Annotated in this window: 20 protein-coding genes; 8 read left to right on the forward strand and 12 right to left on the reverse strand. The window is 73.1% G+C overall.

Annotated elements, in window-relative coordinates; all coding sequences use genetic code 11:
- Positions 1–106: 106 nt before the first annotated feature.
- Positions 107–910, forward strand: coding sequence for a VOC family protein (locus OOJ98_RS28165; protein ID WP_267057854.1), 804 nt, complete (start codon positions 107–109; stop codon positions 908–910).
- Between the two features lie 129 nt (positions 911–1,039).
- Complete coding sequence (locus tag OOJ98_RS28170; protein ID WP_267057855.1) at positions 1,040–1,912, forward strand: class II glutamine amidotransferase; 873 nt, start codon at positions 1,040–1,042, stop codon at positions 1,910–1,912.
- A gap of 45 nt (positions 1,913–1,957) precedes the next feature.
- On the opposite strand, the gene OOJ98_RS28175 is transcribed toward OOJ98_RS28170, so the two are convergent.
- Entirely contained in the window at positions 1,958–2,191 is a 234-nt protein-coding gene (locus OOJ98_RS28175) for a DUF6479 family protein (protein WP_267057856.1), read from the reverse strand.
- 237 nt (positions 2,192–2,428) lie between these two features.
- Between OOJ98_RS28175 and OOJ98_RS28180 the strand changes: the two genes are divergently transcribed.
- A complete protein-coding gene (locus tag OOJ98_RS28180; protein ID WP_267057857.1) occupies positions 2,429–2,611 on the forward strand; it encodes a DUF6381 family protein in 183 nt (60 codons plus the stop codon).
- An 81-nt stretch (positions 2,612–2,692) separates the two neighbouring features.
- Here the strand turns inward: OOJ98_RS28180 and OOJ98_RS28185 are convergent, their stop codons facing one another.
- From OOJ98_RS28185 to OOJ98_RS28210, 6 genes are read right to left on the reverse strand one after another with little or no spacing between them, the layout of a single operon-like run.
- Entirely contained in the window at positions 2,693–4,441 is a 1,749-nt protein-coding gene (locus OOJ98_RS28185; protein WP_267057858.1) for a complex I subunit 5 family protein, read from the reverse strand.
- Positions 4,438–4,785: a sodium:proton antiporter gene (locus OOJ98_RS28190; RefSeq protein ID WP_267057859.1), complete on the reverse strand. Its 348-nt coding sequence runs from the start codon at positions 4,783–4,785 to the stop codon at positions 4,438–4,440. Before OOJ98_RS28190 ends, OOJ98_RS28185 begins: the two co-directional genes overlap by 4 nt.
- A gap of 22 nt (positions 4,786–4,807) precedes the next feature.
- Entirely contained in the window at positions 4,808–5,566 is a 759-nt protein-coding gene (gene mbhE / locus OOJ98_RS28195; RefSeq protein ID WP_267057860.1) for a hydrogen gas-evolving membrane-bound hydrogenase subunit E, read from the reverse strand.
- Complete coding sequence (locus OOJ98_RS28200; protein ID WP_267057861.1) at positions 5,563–5,823, reverse strand: hydrogenase subunit MbhD domain-containing protein; 261 nt, start codon at positions 5,821–5,823, stop codon at positions 5,563–5,565. Before OOJ98_RS28200 ends, mbhE begins: the two co-directional genes overlap by 4 nt.
- Entirely contained in the window at positions 5,820–6,281 is a 462-nt protein-coding gene (locus OOJ98_RS28205; protein ID WP_267057863.1) for an MrpF/PhaF family protein, read from the reverse strand. Before OOJ98_RS28205 ends, OOJ98_RS28200 begins: the two co-directional genes overlap by 4 nt.
- Positions 6,278–6,454 carry a hypothetical protein gene (locus OOJ98_RS28210; protein WP_267057864.1) on the reverse strand — a complete coding sequence of 59 codons (177 nt, stop codon included), beginning with the start codon at positions 6,452–6,454 and terminating at the stop codon, positions 6,278–6,280. Before OOJ98_RS28210 ends, OOJ98_RS28205 begins: the two co-directional genes overlap by 4 nt.
- 490 nt (positions 6,455–6,944) lie before the next feature.
- Between OOJ98_RS28210 and OOJ98_RS28215 the strand changes: the two genes are divergently transcribed.
- Complete coding sequence (locus OOJ98_RS28215; protein WP_267057865.1) at positions 6,945–8,072, forward strand: AI-2E family transporter; 1,128 nt, start codon at positions 6,945–6,947, stop codon at positions 8,070–8,072.
- Positions 8,073–8,145: 73 nt separating this feature from the next.
- On the opposite strand, the gene OOJ98_RS28220 is transcribed toward OOJ98_RS28215, so the two are convergent.
- The gene (locus OOJ98_RS28220; RefSeq protein ID WP_267057866.1) at positions 8,146–8,523 is read right to left on the reverse strand and encodes a hypothetical protein; all 378 of its coding nucleotides are present in this window, start codon (positions 8,521–8,523) and stop codon (positions 8,146–8,148) included.
- 150 nt (positions 8,524–8,673) lie between these two features.
- Here OOJ98_RS28220 and OOJ98_RS28225 point away from each other — a divergent pair, with 150 nt between their 5' ends.
- Positions 8,674–9,786, forward strand: a complete 1,113-nt coding sequence (locus tag OOJ98_RS28225) for a M20 family metallopeptidase (protein ID WP_267057867.1) — start codon at positions 8,674–8,676, stop codon at positions 9,784–9,786.
- A gap of 31 nt (positions 9,787–9,817) precedes the next feature.
- Here OOJ98_RS28225 and OOJ98_RS28230 read toward each other — a convergent pair whose 3' ends face one another.
- Together OOJ98_RS28230 and xylB are read right to left on the reverse strand one after the other, a co-directional pair.
- Complete coding sequence (locus tag OOJ98_RS28230) at positions 9,818–10,204, reverse strand: STAS domain-containing protein (RefSeq protein WP_267057868.1); 387 nt, start codon at positions 10,202–10,204, stop codon at positions 9,818–9,820.
- 299 nt (positions 10,205–10,503) lie between these two features.
- Positions 10,504–11,985, reverse strand: coding sequence for a xylulokinase (gene xylB / locus OOJ98_RS28235; protein ID WP_267057869.1), 1,482 nt, complete (start codon positions 11,983–11,985; stop codon positions 10,504–10,506).
- A gap of 192 nt (positions 11,986–12,177) precedes the next feature.
- Here xylB and xylA point away from each other — a divergent pair, with 192 nt between their 5' ends.
- Positions 12,178–13,347, forward strand: coding sequence for a xylose isomerase (xylA, locus tag OOJ98_RS28240; protein ID WP_267058269.1), 1,170 nt, complete (start codon positions 12,178–12,180; stop codon positions 13,345–13,347).
- Positions 13,348–13,425: 78 nt separating this feature from the next.
- On the opposite strand, the gene thpR is transcribed toward xylA, so the two are convergent.
- Positions 13,426–14,010, reverse strand: coding sequence for an RNA 2',3'-cyclic phosphodiesterase (gene thpR, locus OOJ98_RS28245; RefSeq protein WP_267057870.1), 585 nt, complete (start codon positions 14,008–14,010; stop codon positions 13,426–13,428).
- A 136-nt stretch (positions 14,011–14,146) separates the two neighbouring features.
- Between thpR and OOJ98_RS28250 the strand changes: the two genes are divergently transcribed.
- Together OOJ98_RS28250 and ligA are read left to right on the forward strand one after the other, a co-directional pair.
- On the forward strand, positions 14,147–15,460 hold the full coding sequence (locus OOJ98_RS28250; RefSeq protein ID WP_267057871.1) for an alpha/beta fold hydrolase: 1,314 nt from the start codon (positions 14,147–14,149) through the stop codon (positions 15,458–15,460).
- A gap of 102 nt (positions 15,461–15,562) precedes the next feature.
- Positions 15,563–17,650, forward strand: a complete 2,088-nt coding sequence (ligA, locus tag OOJ98_RS28255; protein ID WP_267057872.1) for an NAD-dependent DNA ligase LigA — start codon at positions 15,563–15,565, stop codon at positions 17,648–17,650.
- 13 nt (positions 17,651–17,663) lie between these two features.
- Here the strand turns inward: ligA and OOJ98_RS28260 are convergent, their stop codons facing one another.
- Positions 17,664–18,641, reverse strand: coding sequence for an RNA polymerase sigma-70 factor (locus OOJ98_RS28260; protein WP_267057873.1), 978 nt, complete (start codon positions 18,639–18,641; stop codon positions 17,664–17,666).
- Between the last annotated feature and the right edge of the window lie 66 nt (positions 18,642–18,707).

Raw genomic sequence — 18,707 nt, forward strand, 5'->3', positions numbered from 1 at the left:
GTGGCCGACGGGCACCGGCCGCCCGGCGGCGCGATAGTGGAAACGACCATGACCGGTGTGTCACTCACCCGGAACCACCTGGATACACCTGGAAACGAGGCCCTTCGTGACGCCCCCATCGACAGACTCCACCGCCCGACTCGGCTCAGGCGAGCCGGTGTTCGGCGCACCGTGCTGGGTGAGCCTGATGGCTCGGGATCTGGGTGCCGCGTTGGATTTCTATGGTGGGGTGTTCGGCTGGACGTTCCGGTCGGGTGGGTTGGGTGAGGAGTTTCGTATTGCGTCGTCGGGTGGGGTGCCGGTGGCGGGGATCGGTGCGTTGGCTCCGGCGTTGCAGGTGGCGGTGGCGTGGACGCCGTATTTCGCGGTGGAGGACGCGGATGTGACGGCGGCGCGGATCCGGGAGCGGGGCGGGACGGTGGCGGTGGGTCCGGTGGCGTTGCATACGGGGCGGGGTGCGTTGGCGGCGGATCGTGAGGGGGCGGTGTTCGGGTTGTGGCAGGGTCCGTTGGTGTCGCAGTGGGAGATGTGGCGGGACACGGCTCCGGCGTGGACGCGGTTGCGGACGCGGGACGCGTTCGATGCGGCGATCTTCTACGGTGAGGTCCTGGACTGGGCGTGTGAGCGGCCGGGGTGCTGCGATGTGCGCTACGAGCACGACGAGGTGGTGCTGCGCCATGGCGGGCATGTGGTGGCGCGGCTGACGTCGGGTGCGGTGGAGGCGGCTCCGGATCCGAGTCTGCGGCCGCACTGGCACACCCACTTCACGGTGAAGGATCCCGTCGCGGTGGCCGACACCGCCCGTGACCACGGGGCCACCGTCCTCGCCGACGGTACCTCGCCCACCGGCCCCTGGGTCCGCGTCAGCGACCCCGACGGCGCCACCTTCACCCTCACCACCCCCAGCTGACCCACCCTCCACCCACAACCCGCCCCGCATGCGATCGGTCCGCCCCCGTGCGTGCGTTGCGCTCACCGGCCCGGCGGGGCACGATGCCCGGGGCGGGACCGGGTGCCCGCGCGTGTGGAGGTGGCGTCGATGTGCCGTCTGTTCGGACTGAGCAGTGCCCCGCGACGGAGCCGGGCGACCTTCTGGCTGCTCGACGCCCCCGACAGCCTCACCACGCAGAGCCACCGCGATCCCGACGGGACGGGGCTCGGCTACTTCGACGCCGACGGCGCGCCCCAGGTGCGCAAGGCGCCCGACGCCGCGTACGAGGACCGTGACTTCGCCCGCGAGGCGCGCCGGATCAGCTCGGCGACGTTCCTCGCCCACATCAGGCTCGCCTCGACCGGCAGCCTCACCGACGCCAACACCCACCCCTTCCAGCAGGACGGCCGGCTCTTCGCCCACAACGGGGTCATCGAGGACCTGCCGGCCCTGGAGGCCCACCTAGGCGCCGACATGGGGCTGGTGCGCGGCGACACGGACTCCGAGCGGTTCTTCGCCCTCGTCACCCGTGAAATCAGGGACGCGGGCGGTGACATCGGCCGGGGCATCGAGCGCGCCGCCCGCTGGGCCGCCGCCCATCTGCCGGTCTACTCCCTCAACTTCGTCCTGATCACCGCGGACGAACTGTGGGCCCTGCGCTACCCCGCCACCCACGAGCTGTACGTACTGGAACGTGAGGCGGGCGGCCCGCACGGAGGTCGCCACCTCGACCACAGCGGCACCGCCGGCCGGATGCGCGTGCATTCAGGGGACCTCGCCGACGCCCCGGCGTGCGTCGTGGCGAGTGAACCCATGGACGAGCACCCCGACTGGCGCCTGATGGAGCCCGGGACGCTGCTCCACGTCGCGTCCGACGGCCGGACCGAGCAGCGGCCGGCCGTGCCGGACCCGCCCGCCCGGCCGCTCGACCTGAGCGACCTGTCCGACCGAGCCGCCCACTCGCAGACGGCGGGCGGCTGAGGGCGGTCGGCTGCGCCCGTCCCGATCGCCGAGCGGGGTGAGCCGCTACGCGCGGTCCTCCGGGTCGGACCGCTGCGCCGATGTGTGCGCCGCGTCCGGCGTCTGCCAGGACTCCGAGCGGGGCTGCGGCTCCCGGGGAGGCATCGGCTTGCGCGCCGCGCGCCGGCTGCCGAACCAGAACGTGCCGAGCAGGACGGCGACGATGACGATGCCCACGCCGGTGAAGAGAAAGGCCGTCGAACCGGCGGCCAGGACCTGCGAAGAAGCGAAGGTGTTCATGCCGGAGCGCCTACCCGGCGGCGCGCGGGTGATGACACGGGGGCCCGGGGGACTTCACCGGAGCGCCCCCGCTAAGGGCCCCCCGCGAAGGACCTCCGCCCCGCGGAACGCCGTTGCTCCGGGCGCGGTCGGCCTCTACCCCGAGTTATCACTGTGCGTGACGCTTCGGGATGCGGGCGTGGCCGGTCGCTGTTTGGCTTGGGTCAGCTGGACCCCACCCACGTATCAGGAGTGATCATGAGCGTCGCAGACGAGTTCGCCGCCCGTGCCCGGCAGATGCGCCAGAAGGCCGAGGAGCTTCAGCAGGCCGCGGAGCGTGCCGCCGACCCCGAGGAGGCCCGGCGCCTGAAGGACAAGGCCCAGCACCTTCAGGAGCAGAGCCGGATGGCGTCCGAAGGCCGCGGCATCGACCCCATGTGAGCGTGCCCCCGTGCCACGACGGTCCCTCGCGCCCCCAGAGCGTACGAGGGGCCGTCGTGCGTGCCGGTACGACCGGTCCGCTCAGCCGGTGAGGATGCCGGGCAGCGCCAGGCCCCCGAGCAAGGCCGTGCCCACCAGCAACCACGCGACGTAGTCGCCGATGTGACCGGAGTGCAGCCGGCGCAGCGGCTCCGTCCAGGCGTACGGTTCCCGGCGGGCCGGGCCGCGCACCGCGGCCCCCGCGAGCCCCACGGCGAGCGCGGTCGAGGCGAGGCCGAGGAGCAGACCGGGCAGGGTCCAGTGCGGCGCGTGCGCCCGAGTGGCGTCGAAGGCGCGACCCACCGCCGCGGCCACAGCGGGAACCAGCCCCACCGCGAGGGCCCCCGCCAGGAGCGCGGCCGGCACCGCGGTCATCGTGACCGGCACCCGGCCGATCGGGCCGTCGGTCTCCGGTTCCTCGTCGTCGCCGCTCGTCTCGTACCCGGGGTCGCCCAGGGGCCGCGGGCCGAGCCCGAGGAAGACGCGGGCCGCGACCCGCAGCGCGGCGCCCGCGGTGACCGCGGAGACGGCGACGAACAGCACGGTGAAGCCACCGCCCGCCGACTCCTCGGCGAGGGACTTGCCGAGCCCCGTACCGAAGGGCGGCAGGCCCGCGAGAGCGAGCGCGCCCACGGTGAAGAGCGTTGCCACCACCGGCAACTTCCGCGCCCTGCCGTGCAGTTCGTGCTCGTCCACGCTTCCGTAGCGGTCGAGCAGGATCCCGGTGCAGGCGAAGAGCGCCGCCTTGACGCCCGCGTGCCCGAGGACGTAGAGCGCCACACCATCGGTCGCCTCGGGCCTCAGGAGTCCGATGCCGACGAGGAAGAGCCCGGTGTGCGCGACGGTCGAATAGGCGAGGAGCCGTTTGATGTGGCGCTGCTGCCAGCACATGAGGGCGCCGACGAGGGCGGTGAGGACGCCGAGCACCACCAGGGCCCGCTCGGCGTCCGGTGCCGGCACGCCGCCGGGCCCCGCGAACACCGTCTCGTACACCCGCCATGTCCCGTACAGGCCGAGTTCGACCATGACCCCGGACAGCAGCATGCAAACGGGCGTGGGCGCCACCGCGTGGGCGTCCGGCAGCCAGAAGTGGAACGGCAGGGCCGCCGCCTTGACCAGGAGACCCGTCAGGACCAGGGCGAACGCGGCGAGGACCAGCGCGTCGGGCCCGCCCCGCGCGTCGAGGTGCTGCCCGATCTGGCGCATCCCCAGCTCGCCGGTGCGCGCGTACAGGAGCACGATCCCGGTCAGTGTGGCGTACGCGCCGAGGGAGTTGAGCACCCCGAAGGTGAGCGCGCCCTGGACGGCCTTCGCCTCCTCGACGCGGTAGCCGGTCAGGGCGTACGCCACGACGCTCATCAGCTCGAAGAAGACGAACGCGTTGAACAGGTCGCCGGTGAGCGCGAATCCGCACATGCCGGCCTGGAAGAGCAGCACCAGAGCCGGGAACGATCCGGCATGCCGTTGCGGGGGTTCGTCGAAGTACCGCCAGGAGTAGACCAGGACGGCGACGACCAGGACGGAGACCAGCGCGGCGAGCCCGGTGCCCGGACCGTCACCGACCAGGACGATGCCCACCCCCTCGCCCCCCTCGGGGTGCCATCCGCCGACCCACTCCACGGCGGTGGGCGAGGCGTGCACGAGGAGCGTGAGCGCCAGCCCGGCCGTCGCGGCGGACACGGCGCAGGCGATCAGCTCGGCCGCGATGCGGGGGAGGCGGCGCCCGGCCACGACGAGGGCGGCGGCGCCGAGCAGCGGCAGGGCCACGACCAGGGGCAGGAGGTGGTTCATCCGCGCAGCTCGGACAGTTCGTCGGGGTTCACCGTGCCGTGCCGTTTGGCGACCTGTATCACCAGGGCGAGCAGCAGGGCCGTGACCGTGGCGCCCACCACGACATCGGTGAGCGCGAGGGCCTGCACGACGGGGTCCACGAGCGGTCGTGACCCCGGCTCGATGTCGGAGAAGACGGGAGCGGTGCCGCCGTCCCGGTAGCCCACGGCCAGCAGCAGGACATACGTAGAGGACTGACACACCGTCAAACAGCCGACGGCGTGCACCAGATGGCGACTGGTGGCCAGGCCGTAGCAGCCCACCAGGAAGATCCATCCGGCGACGAAATACGGCACTGCCGACATCACTGTGACCCCACACCCCCGCTCATGATCCGTCCTTGCCCTGTGCCGTGCCGGAGTCCTCGATCTCGACGGCCTGGTCGAGGAAGTGGGCGAGCAGCACCACCACGGCGCTCGCGACCTCCATGCCGACCGCCGCGTTGAGCAGCGGCACCGTGCCGCCCGACGCCAGCGTGTTGAACGTCCCGTACGGAAGGAGGGTGTTGGCGAGGAACGCCGAGCCCTGGACCATCGCGGCGACACCGATGACGAGGTAGGCGCCCTCGCCCGCCGCGTCGCCCACCTCGTAGATGCCGACCGGCCGGATCCGTTCCAGGGCGCGGTAGTCGGCCCCGATGTAGAGCAGATGCAGCGCGGTCGCCACGACCACCCCGCCCTGGAAGCCGCCGCCGGGGCTGAGCTGCCCGTGTGCGACGACGTACAGACCGGTGAGGAGCGCGACGGGCAGCATGATCAGCGCGTAGCGCCGTACGGCGGGCGCGACCCTCTCCGGGGCGGGCGCGACTTCCCGCTCGTCACGGGTCTGACGCAGCAGCACCACCGTGCCGAGCACCGCCGCGAACAGGATGCTCTCCTCGCCCAGGGTGTCGAAGGCCCGCAGATCGAAGTTGACGGAGGAGATGACGTTGGCGGTGTGCCGCGAGAGCGCCGCGGCCACGGCGCGCTCCCCGTAGGGGTGGCTCGCGCCGCCGAAGCGCGGCAGCCGCAGATACGCCGCGACGAACAGCGCGGCGACACCGAGGCCGCCCGTCGCGAGCACCCACAGGCGCATCCGGCGGCTCACCGCTCACCGTCCTCGCGCCGTCCGCGCCGCCGCACCTTGCGGACGGACAACAGGATGAGCAGCGGGGTGAGGGCCGAACCCACCGCCAGCTGCGAGAGCCCCACGTCGGGTGCCTGGAACACGGTGAACAGCACGGCGAGAGCCAGCCCGAGCACGGCGAGCACCAACGCCTGGCGGGCCGGATCGCGCACCAGCACGGCCGCCGTCGCCGAGGCGGCGACCAGCAGGAGCGAGACCAGGATCAGGGCGTCGGTCACTGTCCGCCGCCCCCGTCCGGCGCGGGGAAGCCACCCGACAGGGCGCGGGAGGCGATCACGTTCCCGGCGACGAGCAGCACCCCGGTCAGGACCAGCTTCACCGTCGCGCGGCCCGGACCGGTGGCCGCGCACGCCGCCACCACGACCACCACGGTGGCCGAAGCGGCGAGCACCGTCAGGAGATCGGAGTGCGGCGGATCACCCTCCAGGTCATCGGCGAGCAGCCGGGCGTACACCAGCGTGCCCGCGGGGCCGAGCACGGCGAGGACGAGCGCGAGATCGACGTACGACGGCCGGGAGTAGGCCTGGGCGAGCAGCAGCATGACCAGACACACCACCGAGGTGCCGAAGTTCTGCGCCACGACACGGCGGTCGAGCGGACCGGTCGACACCCCCCACACCACGGGCCCGAACCCGGCGGCGAGCACGGCGGTCGCGGCCACGAGCCAGCCGTTCACCAGCCGCTCGTCGCCCGGCGCGCCGCCGCAGCGGCGACCGCGGCCAGTAGCGCGGCCGATGCTCCGACCAGCCATTCCAGGGCGCTGACCGTGCTGATGAGGACGAGCCATCCGCCCGTCAGGACCACCCACCATGCGAGCACTTCCGCGGTCACGGCCGCTGCGCGTCCCATCCCTGCATCACCTCGACACCCGACCCGTCATCAGCGCTTCGGCCCATTGAGGGCCCGTTCCCGACTCGCCCGTGGCCCGCTCGTGGCCCGTTCATGAAAGCACCGCCGGCCGGCGCTCCGACGACGGCGCGCTGTGCCGGGGCCGTCGGGGAGCACCCCGTGAACACCCCTGTGGGGAACGGCCCTTCCGGGCTCGACCAGTACCCGGAAGATCACACGTCAATCACCCGACGGGGTGGAAGAGCGCCACCGCGGTCGGCACCCGCCCTCGCCCCTCACCATCGGCGTGCCGCCGGACCTCAGCCGGATGGCGGGCACCGGGACCGGCAGACAAGGCCGGGCGAGCGATACCTGGCTAGGGTCGAAGCGGAACACCTGACCGGACCGACGCCTAAAGGGACCGGCTCCGGCGGCCTCGAAGAGGGGTACTGGCAGATGCACGCATCGCAGGCCTGCGCCTCACCCGCGCCCGGCGGACCGAGGGACCGCGGTGACCACGGCCCGGCCTGACGACGGCGGCCCCGAGCCCGCCGAGCGGTCCTCCGTGGGCCCGGCGGGCGCACGGGGCGGGCGTGCCGCACGAAGAGTCGTGGTGGGCGGACGCTCGTGGATCGCCGTCGGCTTCGGGCTCGGCCTCGGCGCGACGCTGGCGTGGCTGACGGTCCAGACCGTCCTGGAGGTCGGCAGCCTCCTGACGCTCCTGCTGCTCGCGGTGTTCATCGCGCTCGCACTCGAACCCGTCGTCGCCTGGCTCACCCGGCACCGGGTGCGCCGGGTCGGGGCCGTGCTCGTCGTCCTGGTCGCCCTGCTCGGGCTGTTCGCCGGGTTCCTCGCGCTGGTCGTCCCGCCGGTGAGCGACGAGGTCAACGCCCTGGTCAAGGCGGTGCCCGGCTGGCTGCGCGAAGTACACGACCACAACTCGACGCTCGGCAGGTTCGAGGACCGCTACCACGTCCTCGACAAGATCAAGCAGCAGTTCTCGTCCGGCGGGGCAGCCGGCCTCGCGGGCGGGCTGCTCGGCGCGGGCCGGGTCGTGGTGGGCGCGGTGACCTCGGCGGTCGTCGTCATGGTCGTCACGGTGTACGTGATGGCCTTCCTGCCGTCCCTCAAGCGGTTCTGCCTGCGCTTCGTCGCGGCCAGCAGACGCCCGCACACCCAGGAGGTGACCGACGAGATCCTCAACCGGGTGGGCCGGTACATGCTCGGCAACGTCGTCACCTCGGTGATCGCGGGTCTCGCCTCGTTCCTGTGGTGCGTGGCCCTCGGCGTGCCCTATCCCGCGGCGCTCGGCGTCTTCATCGCCCTGATGGACCTCATCCCCATCGTGGGCACCACCATCGGCGGCTTCGTCGTCAGCCTCGTGGCGCTGTCGGTCTCGCTGCCCGTCGCCCTCGCCACGGCCGGCTTCTACGTCGCCTTCCGCGTCGCCGAGGACTACCTGATCGTGCCGCGCGTGATGCGGTTCGCCGTCGACGTCCACCCGCTGGTCACGGTCGTGGGCGTGCTGCTCGGCGGCGCGCTGCTCGGCATCGTCGGCGCCCTGGTCGCGATCCCGGTCGCCGTCGCGATCGGGCTGATCCTGGACGAGCACGTCTTCTCCCGTACCGACGCGTCCTGAGCGCGACGACGGGCGTCCGGCACCCCGGGGCGGCGGACGGCGAGGGCGGACGGCGAGGGCGGGCGGGGAGTGCTCAGATCCGCTGGTCGCTGTAGCCGCACACCCACGCGAGCCCGTCGTGCACACCGCGGGTGAAGTCCCGGGCGCCCCGCTGCGTGGTGGGGTCTTCGAGCTGGACCACGGCCGCGTCCACCTCGGCGGTGAGCAGGCGCAGATCGGGGACGTGGTGCCGGGCGGAGGAGCCCGTGACGGGGGCGCGGGGGGCGCGGCCGGTCGCCCAGTTGTACGCGGCGGCCACCCCGAGGGCGAACTGCGCGGGTGTCTGGGAGCGTGCGTTCAGATACTTGAGCGCCAGGTCCACATCGGTGCGGTGCCGCACGCCGATCATCGTGCTCCCGCCGTCTCGTACCGCCCGGCCCTCCGGGGTGGTCCCGTTCTCGGGTGCGGTCACATCACTCACCTCTGCATGCCGTACGTCGCCGCTCTCGGGGCCTCTCTGGACGAGTACCCGCTGCACGGCGGTATCGACATGTCCTTTTCGCAGTGGTACGGGCGGCGACCTGGCCGGAGCGGCCGCGTGAGCCTTCACTAACCTGGCCGCATGACGATGCGCGAGACGGCCCCGGTGAGTGTGGACGCGATGATCGAGGACCTCAGGACCCTCGTGGAGGTGGAGTCGCCCTCGCGCGATCTCGTCGCCCTCAAGGCGTCGGCCGAGGCCGTCGCCGCGGTCATCGAGAATCGCCTCGGCGGCCGTGCGGTGCTGGTGGAGAGCGAGGCCGGGCCGCACGTCCACTGGTCGGGCGGGGGCGAGCCCGCGGTGCTGATCCTCGGCCACCACGACACGGTCTTCCCGCTCGGCACCCTGGCGCGCCGCCCGTTCGGGGTCGCGGACGGGCACGTGAGCGGACCGGGCGTCTTCGACATGCTGGGCGGGCTCGTCCAGGCCATTCACGGAGTGGCGGCCCTGGCGGACCGCTCGGGCGTCGAGATCCTGGTGACCGCCGACGAGGAGGTCGGCTCCCGCGCCTCACGCGCGCTCATCGAGGAACGGGCCCTGGCCTGCGGGGCGGTCCTGGTCGCCGAGGGCGCGGCCGACGGGGGAGGCGTCAAGACCGGGCGCAAGGGCTGCGGCACGTTCCAGGTCTTCGTCGAGGGCCGGGCCTCGCACGCCGGTCTCGAGCCGGAGGCCGGGGTGAACGCCCTGGTCGAGGCGGCGCACCAGGTCCTGGACATCGTGGCGCTCGGCCGGTCGGAGCTCGGCACGACGGTCACCCCGACCGTCGCGTCGGCCGGCACCCTGGACAACGTCGTGCCGGCCGGAGCCACCGTCGTCGTGGACGTACGGGTCGAGTCGGCCGAGGAGAAGGAGCGGATCGAAGCCGCCTTCGCCGCGCTGACCCCGCACCTCGACGGGGCGAGGATCAGGGTCGAGGGGGAGGTGGGGCGGCCTCCGATGCCCCGGTCCGCGTCCGCCACGCTGTTCGCGATGGCCGAGCGGCTGGTTCCCGGTCTCGAAGGCAGGGCGGTCGGGGGCGGAAGCGACGGCAACTTCACCGCGGCCCTGGGCGTGGCGACCCTCGACGGGCTCGGGGCGGTCGGCGGCGGCGCCCATGCCGACCACGAATACGTGGTGGTGGACACCATGGCCGGGCGGGCGAACCTGGTGGCCGGACTTGTCCGGGCCCTCCAGGACCCGGCACGGAAGGTGTAGCCACGGCGGCCGGGTTCTGCCGGCCGGGCCGCTAGACGGAGGGTCTGATGCCGAGATCGGCGTCGGCGCCCTCGGCGAGCGTACGGGGGAGTGCGTCGAGCATGGTGAACGCGGTGTCGAGGCGGACGATCCTCAGCACCTGCGCGATGCGCGGAGCGCCGCGTATGAGCCGCAGCGACCCGCCCCGCCGCGCCACCTGGTCGCGTACCGCGAGGAGCAGCCGGATGCCGCCGGCGTCGAGAAAGGTCACCGCCCGCAGATCCAGGATCGCTTCGGTGGCTTCCCGGCACACCAGGGCGTGGATGCGCGGGCCCAGTTCGCCCTGGGCCAGCATGTCCAGCTCGCCGTGCAGTTCGATGATGATGGTGCCGCCCACGGTGCGCGCCCGCAGCCAGAAGGCGAGTTCGTCTGCGCCCACGTCGTGCCTGCCTGTCTCTTGAGCCCCGGTGCTTGAACGGCGTCAGCATCCGAAGGATTTTCACTCTCCGTGACCCTCGCGCGGGGCGCGAAGTGGGGGCGTGTGGAAAACCCCCTGGTAGTCCTCATGCCCCGATGATCTGAGGATCTCACGTCTGTGACGTTCCGTAATGGTGCGAGTTTCGGACAAGGTGACGGCGGCGGGCCCGCGGCCAAGGCGTCGATGACGAGGGCACTGTCACCCTCCGCCTCTGGCCGGATCGGGTCGCCGCGCGCGTCCTCCCGGACGGCGCGCCGGGGCTACGGTCCGCCGAGCAACGTCGCTCCGGCGCCGTCGAGCACCGAGACGATGCGTTCCCAGGACGCCAAGTCCCTTTCCACGGCAGGCAGTTCGCTCCCTTCTCCGGCTCCCCACGCGGTCGCGACGGAGACGGGATCGGCCCCCGAGACGGCGGCTTCGGCGAGAGCGGCCGCGCCGACCGCCACGAGTTCGGTGCCGGCCGGGACGACGAGGGGGCGCCCGGACAGGCGGCGCACCGTCTCGACCCAGGTGCGCCCCCTGGCGCCGCCGCCGATGAGGCGCAGCGGCCGGGCCGCGACCTCGGGGGCCGCGGGGTCGAGCCCGCAGGCACGCAGGACCTCGTCCAGGGCGCGCAGGACGGTGACGACGGCGCCCTCGTAGGCGGCGCCGAGGAGCTGCTGCCGCGTGGTGGCGTGGCGCAGGCCGGTGAGGAGCCCCGAGGCGGCCGGAAGGTCCGGGGTGCGCTCGCCGTCGAGGTAGGGCAGCAGGACCGCCTCGCCGCCCGGCGCCGCGTCGTCCCGGTCGAGGCCGAGCAGCCCGGCGATGCGGTCGACGGCGAGCGTGCAGTTCAGGGTGCAGGCCAGGGGCAGATGGGTGCCGTCGGCGGCGGCGAAGCCGCTCAGGGCCGGGTCGGCGGGGCGGTTGCGGGTCGCGGCGAAGACCGTGCCCGAGGTGCCGAGGCTGAGCACGGGGTGGTCCAGGAGTCCGGCGCCGCCCAGCCCGAGCCCCACGGCGGCGCTCATGTTGTCACCGGTGCCCGCGGCCACCGCGACGCCGGGCGGCAGCCCGAGGGCGTCGGCGGCGGAAGCGGTGAGAGCTCCGACGCGGGTGGCGCCGGTATCGGCCACCGTGGGCAACAACTCCGCTTCCAGGCCCAGGAGTTGGAGGATCTCGCGGTCGTACGCACCGGTGGCCGTGGAGTACCAGCCGGTGCCCGACGCGTCACCGGGGTCGGTCACGGCGACACCGGCGAGCCGTTCGGTGAGGAAGTCGTGCGGCAGCCGGACGGCCGCGCAGCGCCCGGCCGTCGCCCGCTCGTTCTCGCGCAGCCACTCCCATTTGGCGGCGGTCACCGCGGCGACGGGCACCGATCCGGTGCGCTCGGTCCAGGCGCGCGGGCCGCCGAGCCTCCCGGTGAGCGCCGTGGCCTGCGGGGCGGAGCGGGTGTCGTTCCAGAGCAGGGCGGGCCGCAGCGGCCGCCCGTCCCGGTCCAGGACCACGAGGCCGTGCTGCTGCCCGGCGACCGCGATGCCGCGCACGGCGGACGCCGGGACGCCCGACTCCTCCAGCCCCGTCGTGACGGCCTCGCACAGGGCCCGCCACCACTCCTCGGGATCGCTCTCCCGGGCGCCGCCGGAGCCGGTGACGCGGTGCGGGGCGCGTGCGACAGCGAGCGTCCTGCCGGTGGCGGCGTCGGCGAACAGGGCTTTGGTGGACTGGGTGGAACTGTCCACACCGATGACGACCGGGTCGTGCGGCATCCGGGGCACCTCTCCTGCGGCTTGCCATTTGCAATCGGGGGCGACAAAAAGGGCTCGACCAACCTAGGCGACAGGACGGGGTTACGGAAGCCGCCACGATCGTGCAGTATTTGGTGGACCCCTATTTGGTAACTCAGCAAACAAATGGCTCCGGCGATCGTCGGACAGGCCCGCACGAAGGCGGCGACGAGCATGACCCAGCGCTTCACCCCGACCCCTGACGACAAGTTCTCCTTCGGGCTGTGGACCGTGGGCTGGCAGGGGCGCGACCCGTTCGGCGACGCCACCCGGCCGCCCCTCGACCCCGTCGAGTCCGTGCGCCGCCTGGCCGACCTCGGCGCGTACGGCGTCACCTTCCACGACGACGACCTGATCCCGTCCGGCGCCCCGGACACGGAGCGCGCAGCACGCGTCAAGCGTTTCCGGCAGGCCCTCGACGCCACCGGCATGGCCGTGCCGATGGCCACCACCAACCTCTTCACCCATCCGGTCTTCAAGGACGGGGCGTTCACCGCCAACGACCGCGACATCCGCCGGTACGCGCTGCGCAAGACCCTGCGCAACATCGACCTGGCCGTCGAGCTCGGCGCCCGCACCTATGTCGCCTGGGGCGGCCGCGAGGGCGCCGAGACCGGCGCGGCCAAGGACGTACGCGTCGCTCTCGACCGGATGAAGGAGGCGTTCGACCTGCTCGGCCAGTACGTCACCGAGCAGGGCTACGATCTGCGCTTCGCCGTGGAGCCCAAGCCCAACGAGCCGCGCGGCGACATCCTGCTGCCCACCATCGGCCATGCCCTCGCCTTCATCGAGCGCCTGGAACGGCCCGAACTGTTCGGCGTCAACCCCGAGACCGGGCACGAGCAGATGGCCGGCCTCAACTTCACCCACGGCATCGCCCAGGCCCTGTGGGCGGGCAAGCTCTTCCACATCGACCTCAACGGCCAGTCCGGCATCAAGTACGACCAGGACCTGCGCTTCGGGTCGGGCAATCTGCGCGACGCGTTCTGGCTGGTGGACCTCCTGGAATCCTCCGACTACACCGGCCCCCGGCACTTCGACTTCAAGCCGCCGCGCACCGAGGACATCGCGGGCGTCTGGGCGTCGGCGGCCGGCAACATGCGCAACTACCTGATCCTGAAAGAGCGTTCGGCCGCGTTCCGTGCCGACCCCGAGGTACGCGAGGCGCTGCGCGCCGCCCGCCTGGACGACCTCGCCCGGTCCACCGCCGAGGACGGCCTCGCGGGGCTGCTCGGCGACCGTACCGCCTTCGAGGAGTTCGACGTCGAGGCGGCGGGGGAGCGGGGCATGGCCTTCGAGCACCTCGACCAGCTGGCCCTGGACCATCTGCTCGGCGCGCGCTGAACTCCCCGCTCCGGAAAGGGCGTTGAACGGATCCGGGCGGCCCCGGGGCCGGGGCGGGGCCGGAAGGACGACCGGGTGTCAGAGCCCGCCGGTGAAGTCCCACGTCGCGATGGACCGGTAGCGGATCGGCCCCGGGCCCCGGGCGACATTGCTCGCGACGAGATGCAGCCGTGCGGCGGGCCACGAACCGCCGGTGAACCCGGCGAGTCCCCCGGCCGCCTCCAGCACACTGGACACGTCGTCGCGGCGCGCGCGGGCGAGGGTCAGATGGGGCCGGAAGCGACGGTCCTCGAAGACGACGCCGCACTCCTTGACGACATCGCGGACATCGGCGGTGAGCCGGTGCAGCTCCTCGACCTCGCCCTCGATGCCGCTCCACAGCACCCGCTCGTCGAAGTGGCCGCCGCCGCGCAGCGACAGCCGCAGCGGGCGCCGGGACCGCGCCAGCCCGGCGAGCGGCGGGCGCAGGAGCGGGGTGGTCGTGGCCGGGAGTTCACCGAGGAACGCCAGGGTGATGTGCCAGTCCTCGATGCGGTTCCAGCGCAGCCGCGGATACGCCTCGTACGCCGGCCCCAGCGCCCTGGCCAGCTCGTCCTTCGCCTCGTCGGGCGGGGCGAGCGCTATGAAGACGCGGACGGTCGGCGGCTGATTCTCTTCGGTCACGTAGCACTTCGTACACCACGGGCCGCCCGAACCGCGGCAGGCCCCCTCCCTTACGGTACGCAGGGGGCGCAGCCCGTACCGGGCGGGGCCGGGACGGGACCGCCGCACGAGCACAGACCGTAGACGAGGGAGCTTCATGTCCGCCGTGTTCCGACAGCCGGGTGTCGTCCTGGCCGACCATCTCTTCCAGGTGCCGCTGGACCACGACGTGCCGGGGGGCGAGCAGATCGAGGTGTACGCCCGCGAGGTCGTCGCCGCCGGGAAGGAGAACGCCGAACTTCCCTGGCTGCTCTACCTCCAGGGCGGCCCCGGCGGACGTGTGGGCAGGCCGCTGGGCCGGGACGGCTGGCTCGACCGGGCCCTGGAGGACTACCGGGTCCTCCTCCTCGACCAGCGCGGCACCGGACGCTCCACCCCGGCCAACCGCCAGACCCTGCCCCAGCGCGGCGACGCGGCCCAACAGGCCGCCTACCTCTGCCACTTCCGCGCCGACTCGATCGTCCGCGACGCCGAACTGATCCGGCGCCGGCTCCTCGGCGACCAGGGGCGATGGACCCTGCTCGGGCAGAGCTTCGGCGGCTTCTGCACGCTCACCTACCTCTCGCTCGCCCCCGAGGGGCTGCGCGAGGCGCTGGTCACCGGCGGCCTCGCGGGCCTGCGCAGCAGCGCGGCGGACGTGTACCGGGCGGCCTACCCCCGGGTCGCCCGCAAGAACGCCGCGCACTACGCGCGCTACCCGCAGGACGTCGAGGCGGCCCGGCGGGTGGCCGAGCACCTGCTCGCCGCGCCCGCCCGGCTGCCCGACGGCGGCACCCTGACCGTCGAAGCCTTCCAGGCGCTCGGTCTGATGCTCGGCTCCGGCAACGGCTCCGACCTCCTGCACTACCTGCTGGAGGACGCCTGGGTCCACGGCGCCGCGGGACCCGAACTCTCCGACACCTTCCTGGCGGGCGCCCAGTCGAAGCTCTCGTTCGCCGACGGCCCGCTCTACGCCGTGCTGCACGAATCCATCTACGGCCAGCGGTCGGTGGACCCGGGGCCGACCGGCTGGGCCGCCGAGCGGGTACGCGCCGAGTTCCCCGGCTTCGACGCGGCCAAGGCCCTGGCGGACGGCGCGCCCGTGCGGTTCACCGGCGAGATGATCTACCCCTGGATGTTCGACACCGACCCCGCGCTGCGCCCGCTGCGCGAGACGGCCGACCTCCTCGCCCGGCGCAGGGACTGGCCCGACCTGTACGACCACGACGCCCTCGCGGCCAACCGGGTTCCGGTGTTCGCCGCCGTCTACCACGACGACATGTACGTCGACACCGCAGACTCCCTCGCCACCGCCGACGCCGTGGGCGGGCTGCGGGCCTGGGTCACCAACGAGTGGGAGCACGACGGTCTCAAGGTCAGCGGCGGACGGGTGCTCGACCGCCTGATCGACATGGCCCGCGGCCGGGTGTAGCGCGCCGGCCCGCAGGGGTACGGGGGCGGCCCGCAGGGGTACGACCGCCGCGGCAGCGGCGTCCCGGGGGCGTTGTCAGTGGTGCCCGGCAGGATGTTCGACATGACGACACTTGCTGGATCTGCTGGAGTCCTCGCGGACGACGCTGCCTACGCCGCGGCGGTCGAGACCGCGGTCGCGGCCGCGGGTGCCTACTACGCCACGGGCGAGAGCGCGTTGGACGACGACGCGTACGACCGCCTGGTGCGCGCGGTCGCGGCGTACGAAGCGGCCCACCCGGACCGGGTGCTGCCGGATTCCCCGAGCGGCAAGGTGGCGGGCGGCGCCGCGGTGGGCGACGTACCGCACACGGTGGCGATGCTGTCCCTGGACAACGTGTTCTCCCCGGAGGAGTTCATCACCTGGACCGCCTCCGTGGAGCGCCGCACCGGGCGGCCGGTCGCCGGGTGGAGCGTGGAGCCGAAGCTCGACGGCCTCGCCATGGCCGCCCGCTACCGGGACGGGCGCCTGGTCCAGCTGGTCACCCGCGGCGACGGCAGCGCAGGTGAGGACGTGTCGCATGCCATCGGCGCGATCCGGGGGCTGCCCGAGTCGCTCGCCGAGCCCGTCACCCTCGAAGTGCGGGGTGAAGTCCTCATGACCACCGAGCAGTTCGAGCAGGCCAACGCGGTGCGGGTCGCCCATGGTGGCGCTCCGTTCGTCAACCCGCGCAACGGGGCGGCCGGTTCGCTGCGCGCCAAGGACCGCGCGTACACGGTGGAGATGACCTTCTTCTGCTACGGCGCCCTGCCGCTGCCCGCCACCTCGCAGGAACTGGCCGCCCAGCTGCGGGAGTCCACCCACACCGAGATCCTCGCCCGCGCGGCGGCGCTCGGCGTGCACACCGCCGCGGACACGGCCGTGCCGCCGCGCACGGCCGCCACCGCGCAGGAGGCGCTGGAGCGGGTGGCGGAGATCGCCGGGCTGCGGGCCGAGCTGCCCTTCGGGATCGACGGGGTCGTCATCAAGGCCGACAGCGCGGCCGACCAGCGCGACGCCGGGTCCGGTTCCCGCGCGCCGCGCTGGGCCATCGCCTTCAAGCTGCCCGCGGTGGAGAAGGTGACCACCCTGCTCGCCGTGGAGTGGAACGTGGGCCGCACCGGGATCATCGCGCCGCGCGCGGTGCTCGAACCCGTCCGGATCGACGGGAGCACCGTCACCTACGCGACGCTCCACAACCCCGCCGACATCACCCGACGCGACCTGCGCGTCGGTGACCGGGTGATGGTCTACAAGGCGGGCGACATCATTCCCCGCGTCGAAGCCCCCGTCGCGCATCTGCGGACCGGTGCGGAACAGCCGATTGCCTTCCCCGACGTGTGCCCGCAGTGCGGATCGGAGATCGATACGAGTGAGCAGCGCTGGCGCTGTGTGCGGGGCCGCGCCTGCCATGTGGTCGCCTCGATCTCGTACGCCGTCGGCCGCGATCAGCTCGACATCGAGGGCCTGGGTGCGACCCGGGTCGTCCAGCTCGTCGACGCGGGCCTCGCCGCCGATGTGGCCGACCTCTTCACCCTGACCCGTGAGCACCTCCTGTCCCTGGAGCGCATGGGCGAGACCAGCACCGACAACCTCCTGGCCGCCATCGGCGCCGCCAAGGACCGGCCGCTGTCCCGGGTGCTGGCCGCGCTGGGGGTGCGGGGCACCGGACGTTCCATATCGCGCCGTCTCGCCCGGCACTTCGCCACCATGGCCGAGCTGTGCTCCGCCGATGCCGAGGCGATCCAGCGGGTCGACGGCATCGGCGCGGAGAAGGCGCGGGTGATCGTGGACGAACTCGCCGAACTCGGCCCGCTGATAGCCAAGTTGACGGCCGCCGGGGTCAACATGACCGAGCCCGGTGCGACCCCGCCCGCGATCGACGGCGCACAGGCCGAACCGGCCGGCGACGGGGGCCCGCTCACCGGCAGGACGGTCGTCGTCACCGGCGCCATGACCGGCAGCCTGGAGAAGCTGTCGCGCAACCAGATGAACGAGCTCATCGAACGCGCCGGCGGCAAGGCGTCGTCCGGCGTCTCCAAGCGGACCACGCTCGTCGTGGCCGGTGAGGGCGCGGGCTCCAAGCGCGCCAAGGCCGAGGACCTGGGCGTGCCCCTCATGACCCCGGAGGAGTTCGCCGGCCTGGTCGCGGAGTACGTCGACGGGGAGTAGCCGAGGCCGGGGCTCAGCGGCGCAGGAGGGTGGCCTGGTGGTGCATGTGGGACAGCTTCTCGGGGTTGCGTACCGCGTAGATCCCGGTGACCAGGCCCTCGTCGATGCGCAGCGCCACGACGGTGTCGACATCGCCGTCGAGGTGCACGACCAGCGCCGGCCAGCCGTTGACCTGGGCCGGCCGCAGCGACGACGTGGCGATCCTGCCCAGACCGTGGGCCAGCAGGCGGGCCACCTTGTCCGCTCCGACCACCGGCCGCAGCACCGCTTGCCTGATCCCGCCGCCGTCGCCGAGGAGGACGACATCGGGCGACAGGATGTCCAACAGGCCCTGGAGGTCACCCGTGTCGGTGGCCCGCTGGAACGCGGTGAGCGCGTCCTTGGTCTCGGAGGCGGACACGGCGCCGCGCGGCCGCCGCGCCGTGACGTGCGCCCGCGCCCGGTGCGCGACCTGGCGGACCGCCGCCGGGCTCTTGTCGACGGCCCGCGCGATCTCCTCGTACTCCAGGGCGAACACGTCACGCAGCACGAACACCGCCCGCTCGGTCGGCGTGAGCGTCTCCATCACCAGCAGCATCGCCATCGAGACGCTGTCGGCCAGCTCGACGTCGTCGGCCACGTCCGGTGCGGTGAGCAGCGGCTCGGGCAGCCAGGTGCCGACGTAGGACTCCTTGCGGCGGCCGAGCGTGCGCAGCCGGCTCAGCGCCTGCCGCGTGGTGATCCGGACCAGATAGGCGCGCCGGTCCCGTACCTCGGCGAGATCGACCCCGGACCACCGCAGCCACGTCTCCTGGAGGACGTCCTCGGCGTCGGCGGCCGAGCCGAGCATCTCGTAGGCCACCGTGAACAGCAGATTGCGGTGGGCCACGAACGCCTCGGTCGCAGGGCCGGCGCCGGCTCCGACGCTGTCGCCGCCGCCGGTGCTGTTGCTGTCGCCCGGGACGGCCTGCCCGGCCGACTCCGCGGCGCTCTCACTGTGCTCGCTGTTCACCGGTTGCTCCTCGCCTGTCGCTCTCCCCTGTAACGCCCACCAGACGCCGCTCGCCGGTGCTCTGTG

This window comes from Streptomyces sp. NBC_00083, assembly GCF_026343295.1.
Classification (GTDB): Bacteria; Actinomycetota; Actinomycetes; order Streptomycetales; family Streptomycetaceae; genus Streptomyces.

What these genes read in the sequence shown, in the direction of transcription:
- xylA (WP_267058269.1), top strand. Translation starts at nt 12,178, where the DNA reads ATGACCCAGCGCTTCACCCCGACCCCTGACGACAAGTTCTCCTTCGGG.
- OOJ98_RS28175 (WP_267057856.1), bottom strand. Translation starts at nt 2,191, where the DNA reads ATGAACACCTTCGCTTCTTCGCAGGTCCTGGCCGCCGGTTCGACGGCC.
- OOJ98_RS28185 (WP_267057858.1), bottom strand. Translation starts at nt 4,441, where the DNA reads ATGAACCACCTCCTGCCCCTGGTCGTGGCCCTGCCGCTGCTCGGCGCC.
- OOJ98_RS28250 (WP_267057871.1), top strand. Translation starts at nt 14,147, where the DNA reads ATGTCCGCCGTGTTCCGACAGCCGGGTGTCGTCCTGGCCGACCATCTC.
- OOJ98_RS28210 (WP_267057864.1), bottom strand. Translation starts at nt 6,454, where the DNA reads ATGGGACGCGCAGCGGCCGTGACCGCGGAAGTGCTCGCATGGTGGGTG.
- xylB (WP_267057869.1), bottom strand. Translation starts at nt 11,985, where the DNA reads ATGCCGCACGACCCGGTCGTCATCGGTGTGGACAGTTCCACCCAGTCC.
- ligA (WP_267057872.1), top strand. Translation starts at nt 15,563, where the DNA reads ATGACGACACTTGCTGGATCTGCTGGAGTCCTCGCGGACGACGCTGCC.
- OOJ98_RS28225 (WP_267057867.1), top strand. Translation starts at nt 8,674, where the DNA reads ATGACGATGCGCGAGACGGCCCCGGTGAGTGTGGACGCGATGATCGAG.
- OOJ98_RS28190 (WP_267057859.1), bottom strand. Translation starts at nt 4,785, where the DNA reads ATGTCGGCAGTGCCGTATTTCGTCGCCGGATGGATCTTCCTGGTGGGC.
- OOJ98_RS28180 (WP_267057857.1), top strand. Translation starts at nt 2,429, where the DNA reads ATGAGCGTCGCAGACGAGTTCGCCGCCCGTGCCCGGCAGATGCGCCAG.
- OOJ98_RS28170 (WP_267057855.1), top strand. Translation starts at nt 1,040, where the DNA reads ATGTGCCGTCTGTTCGGACTGAGCAGTGCCCCGCGACGGAGCCGGGCG.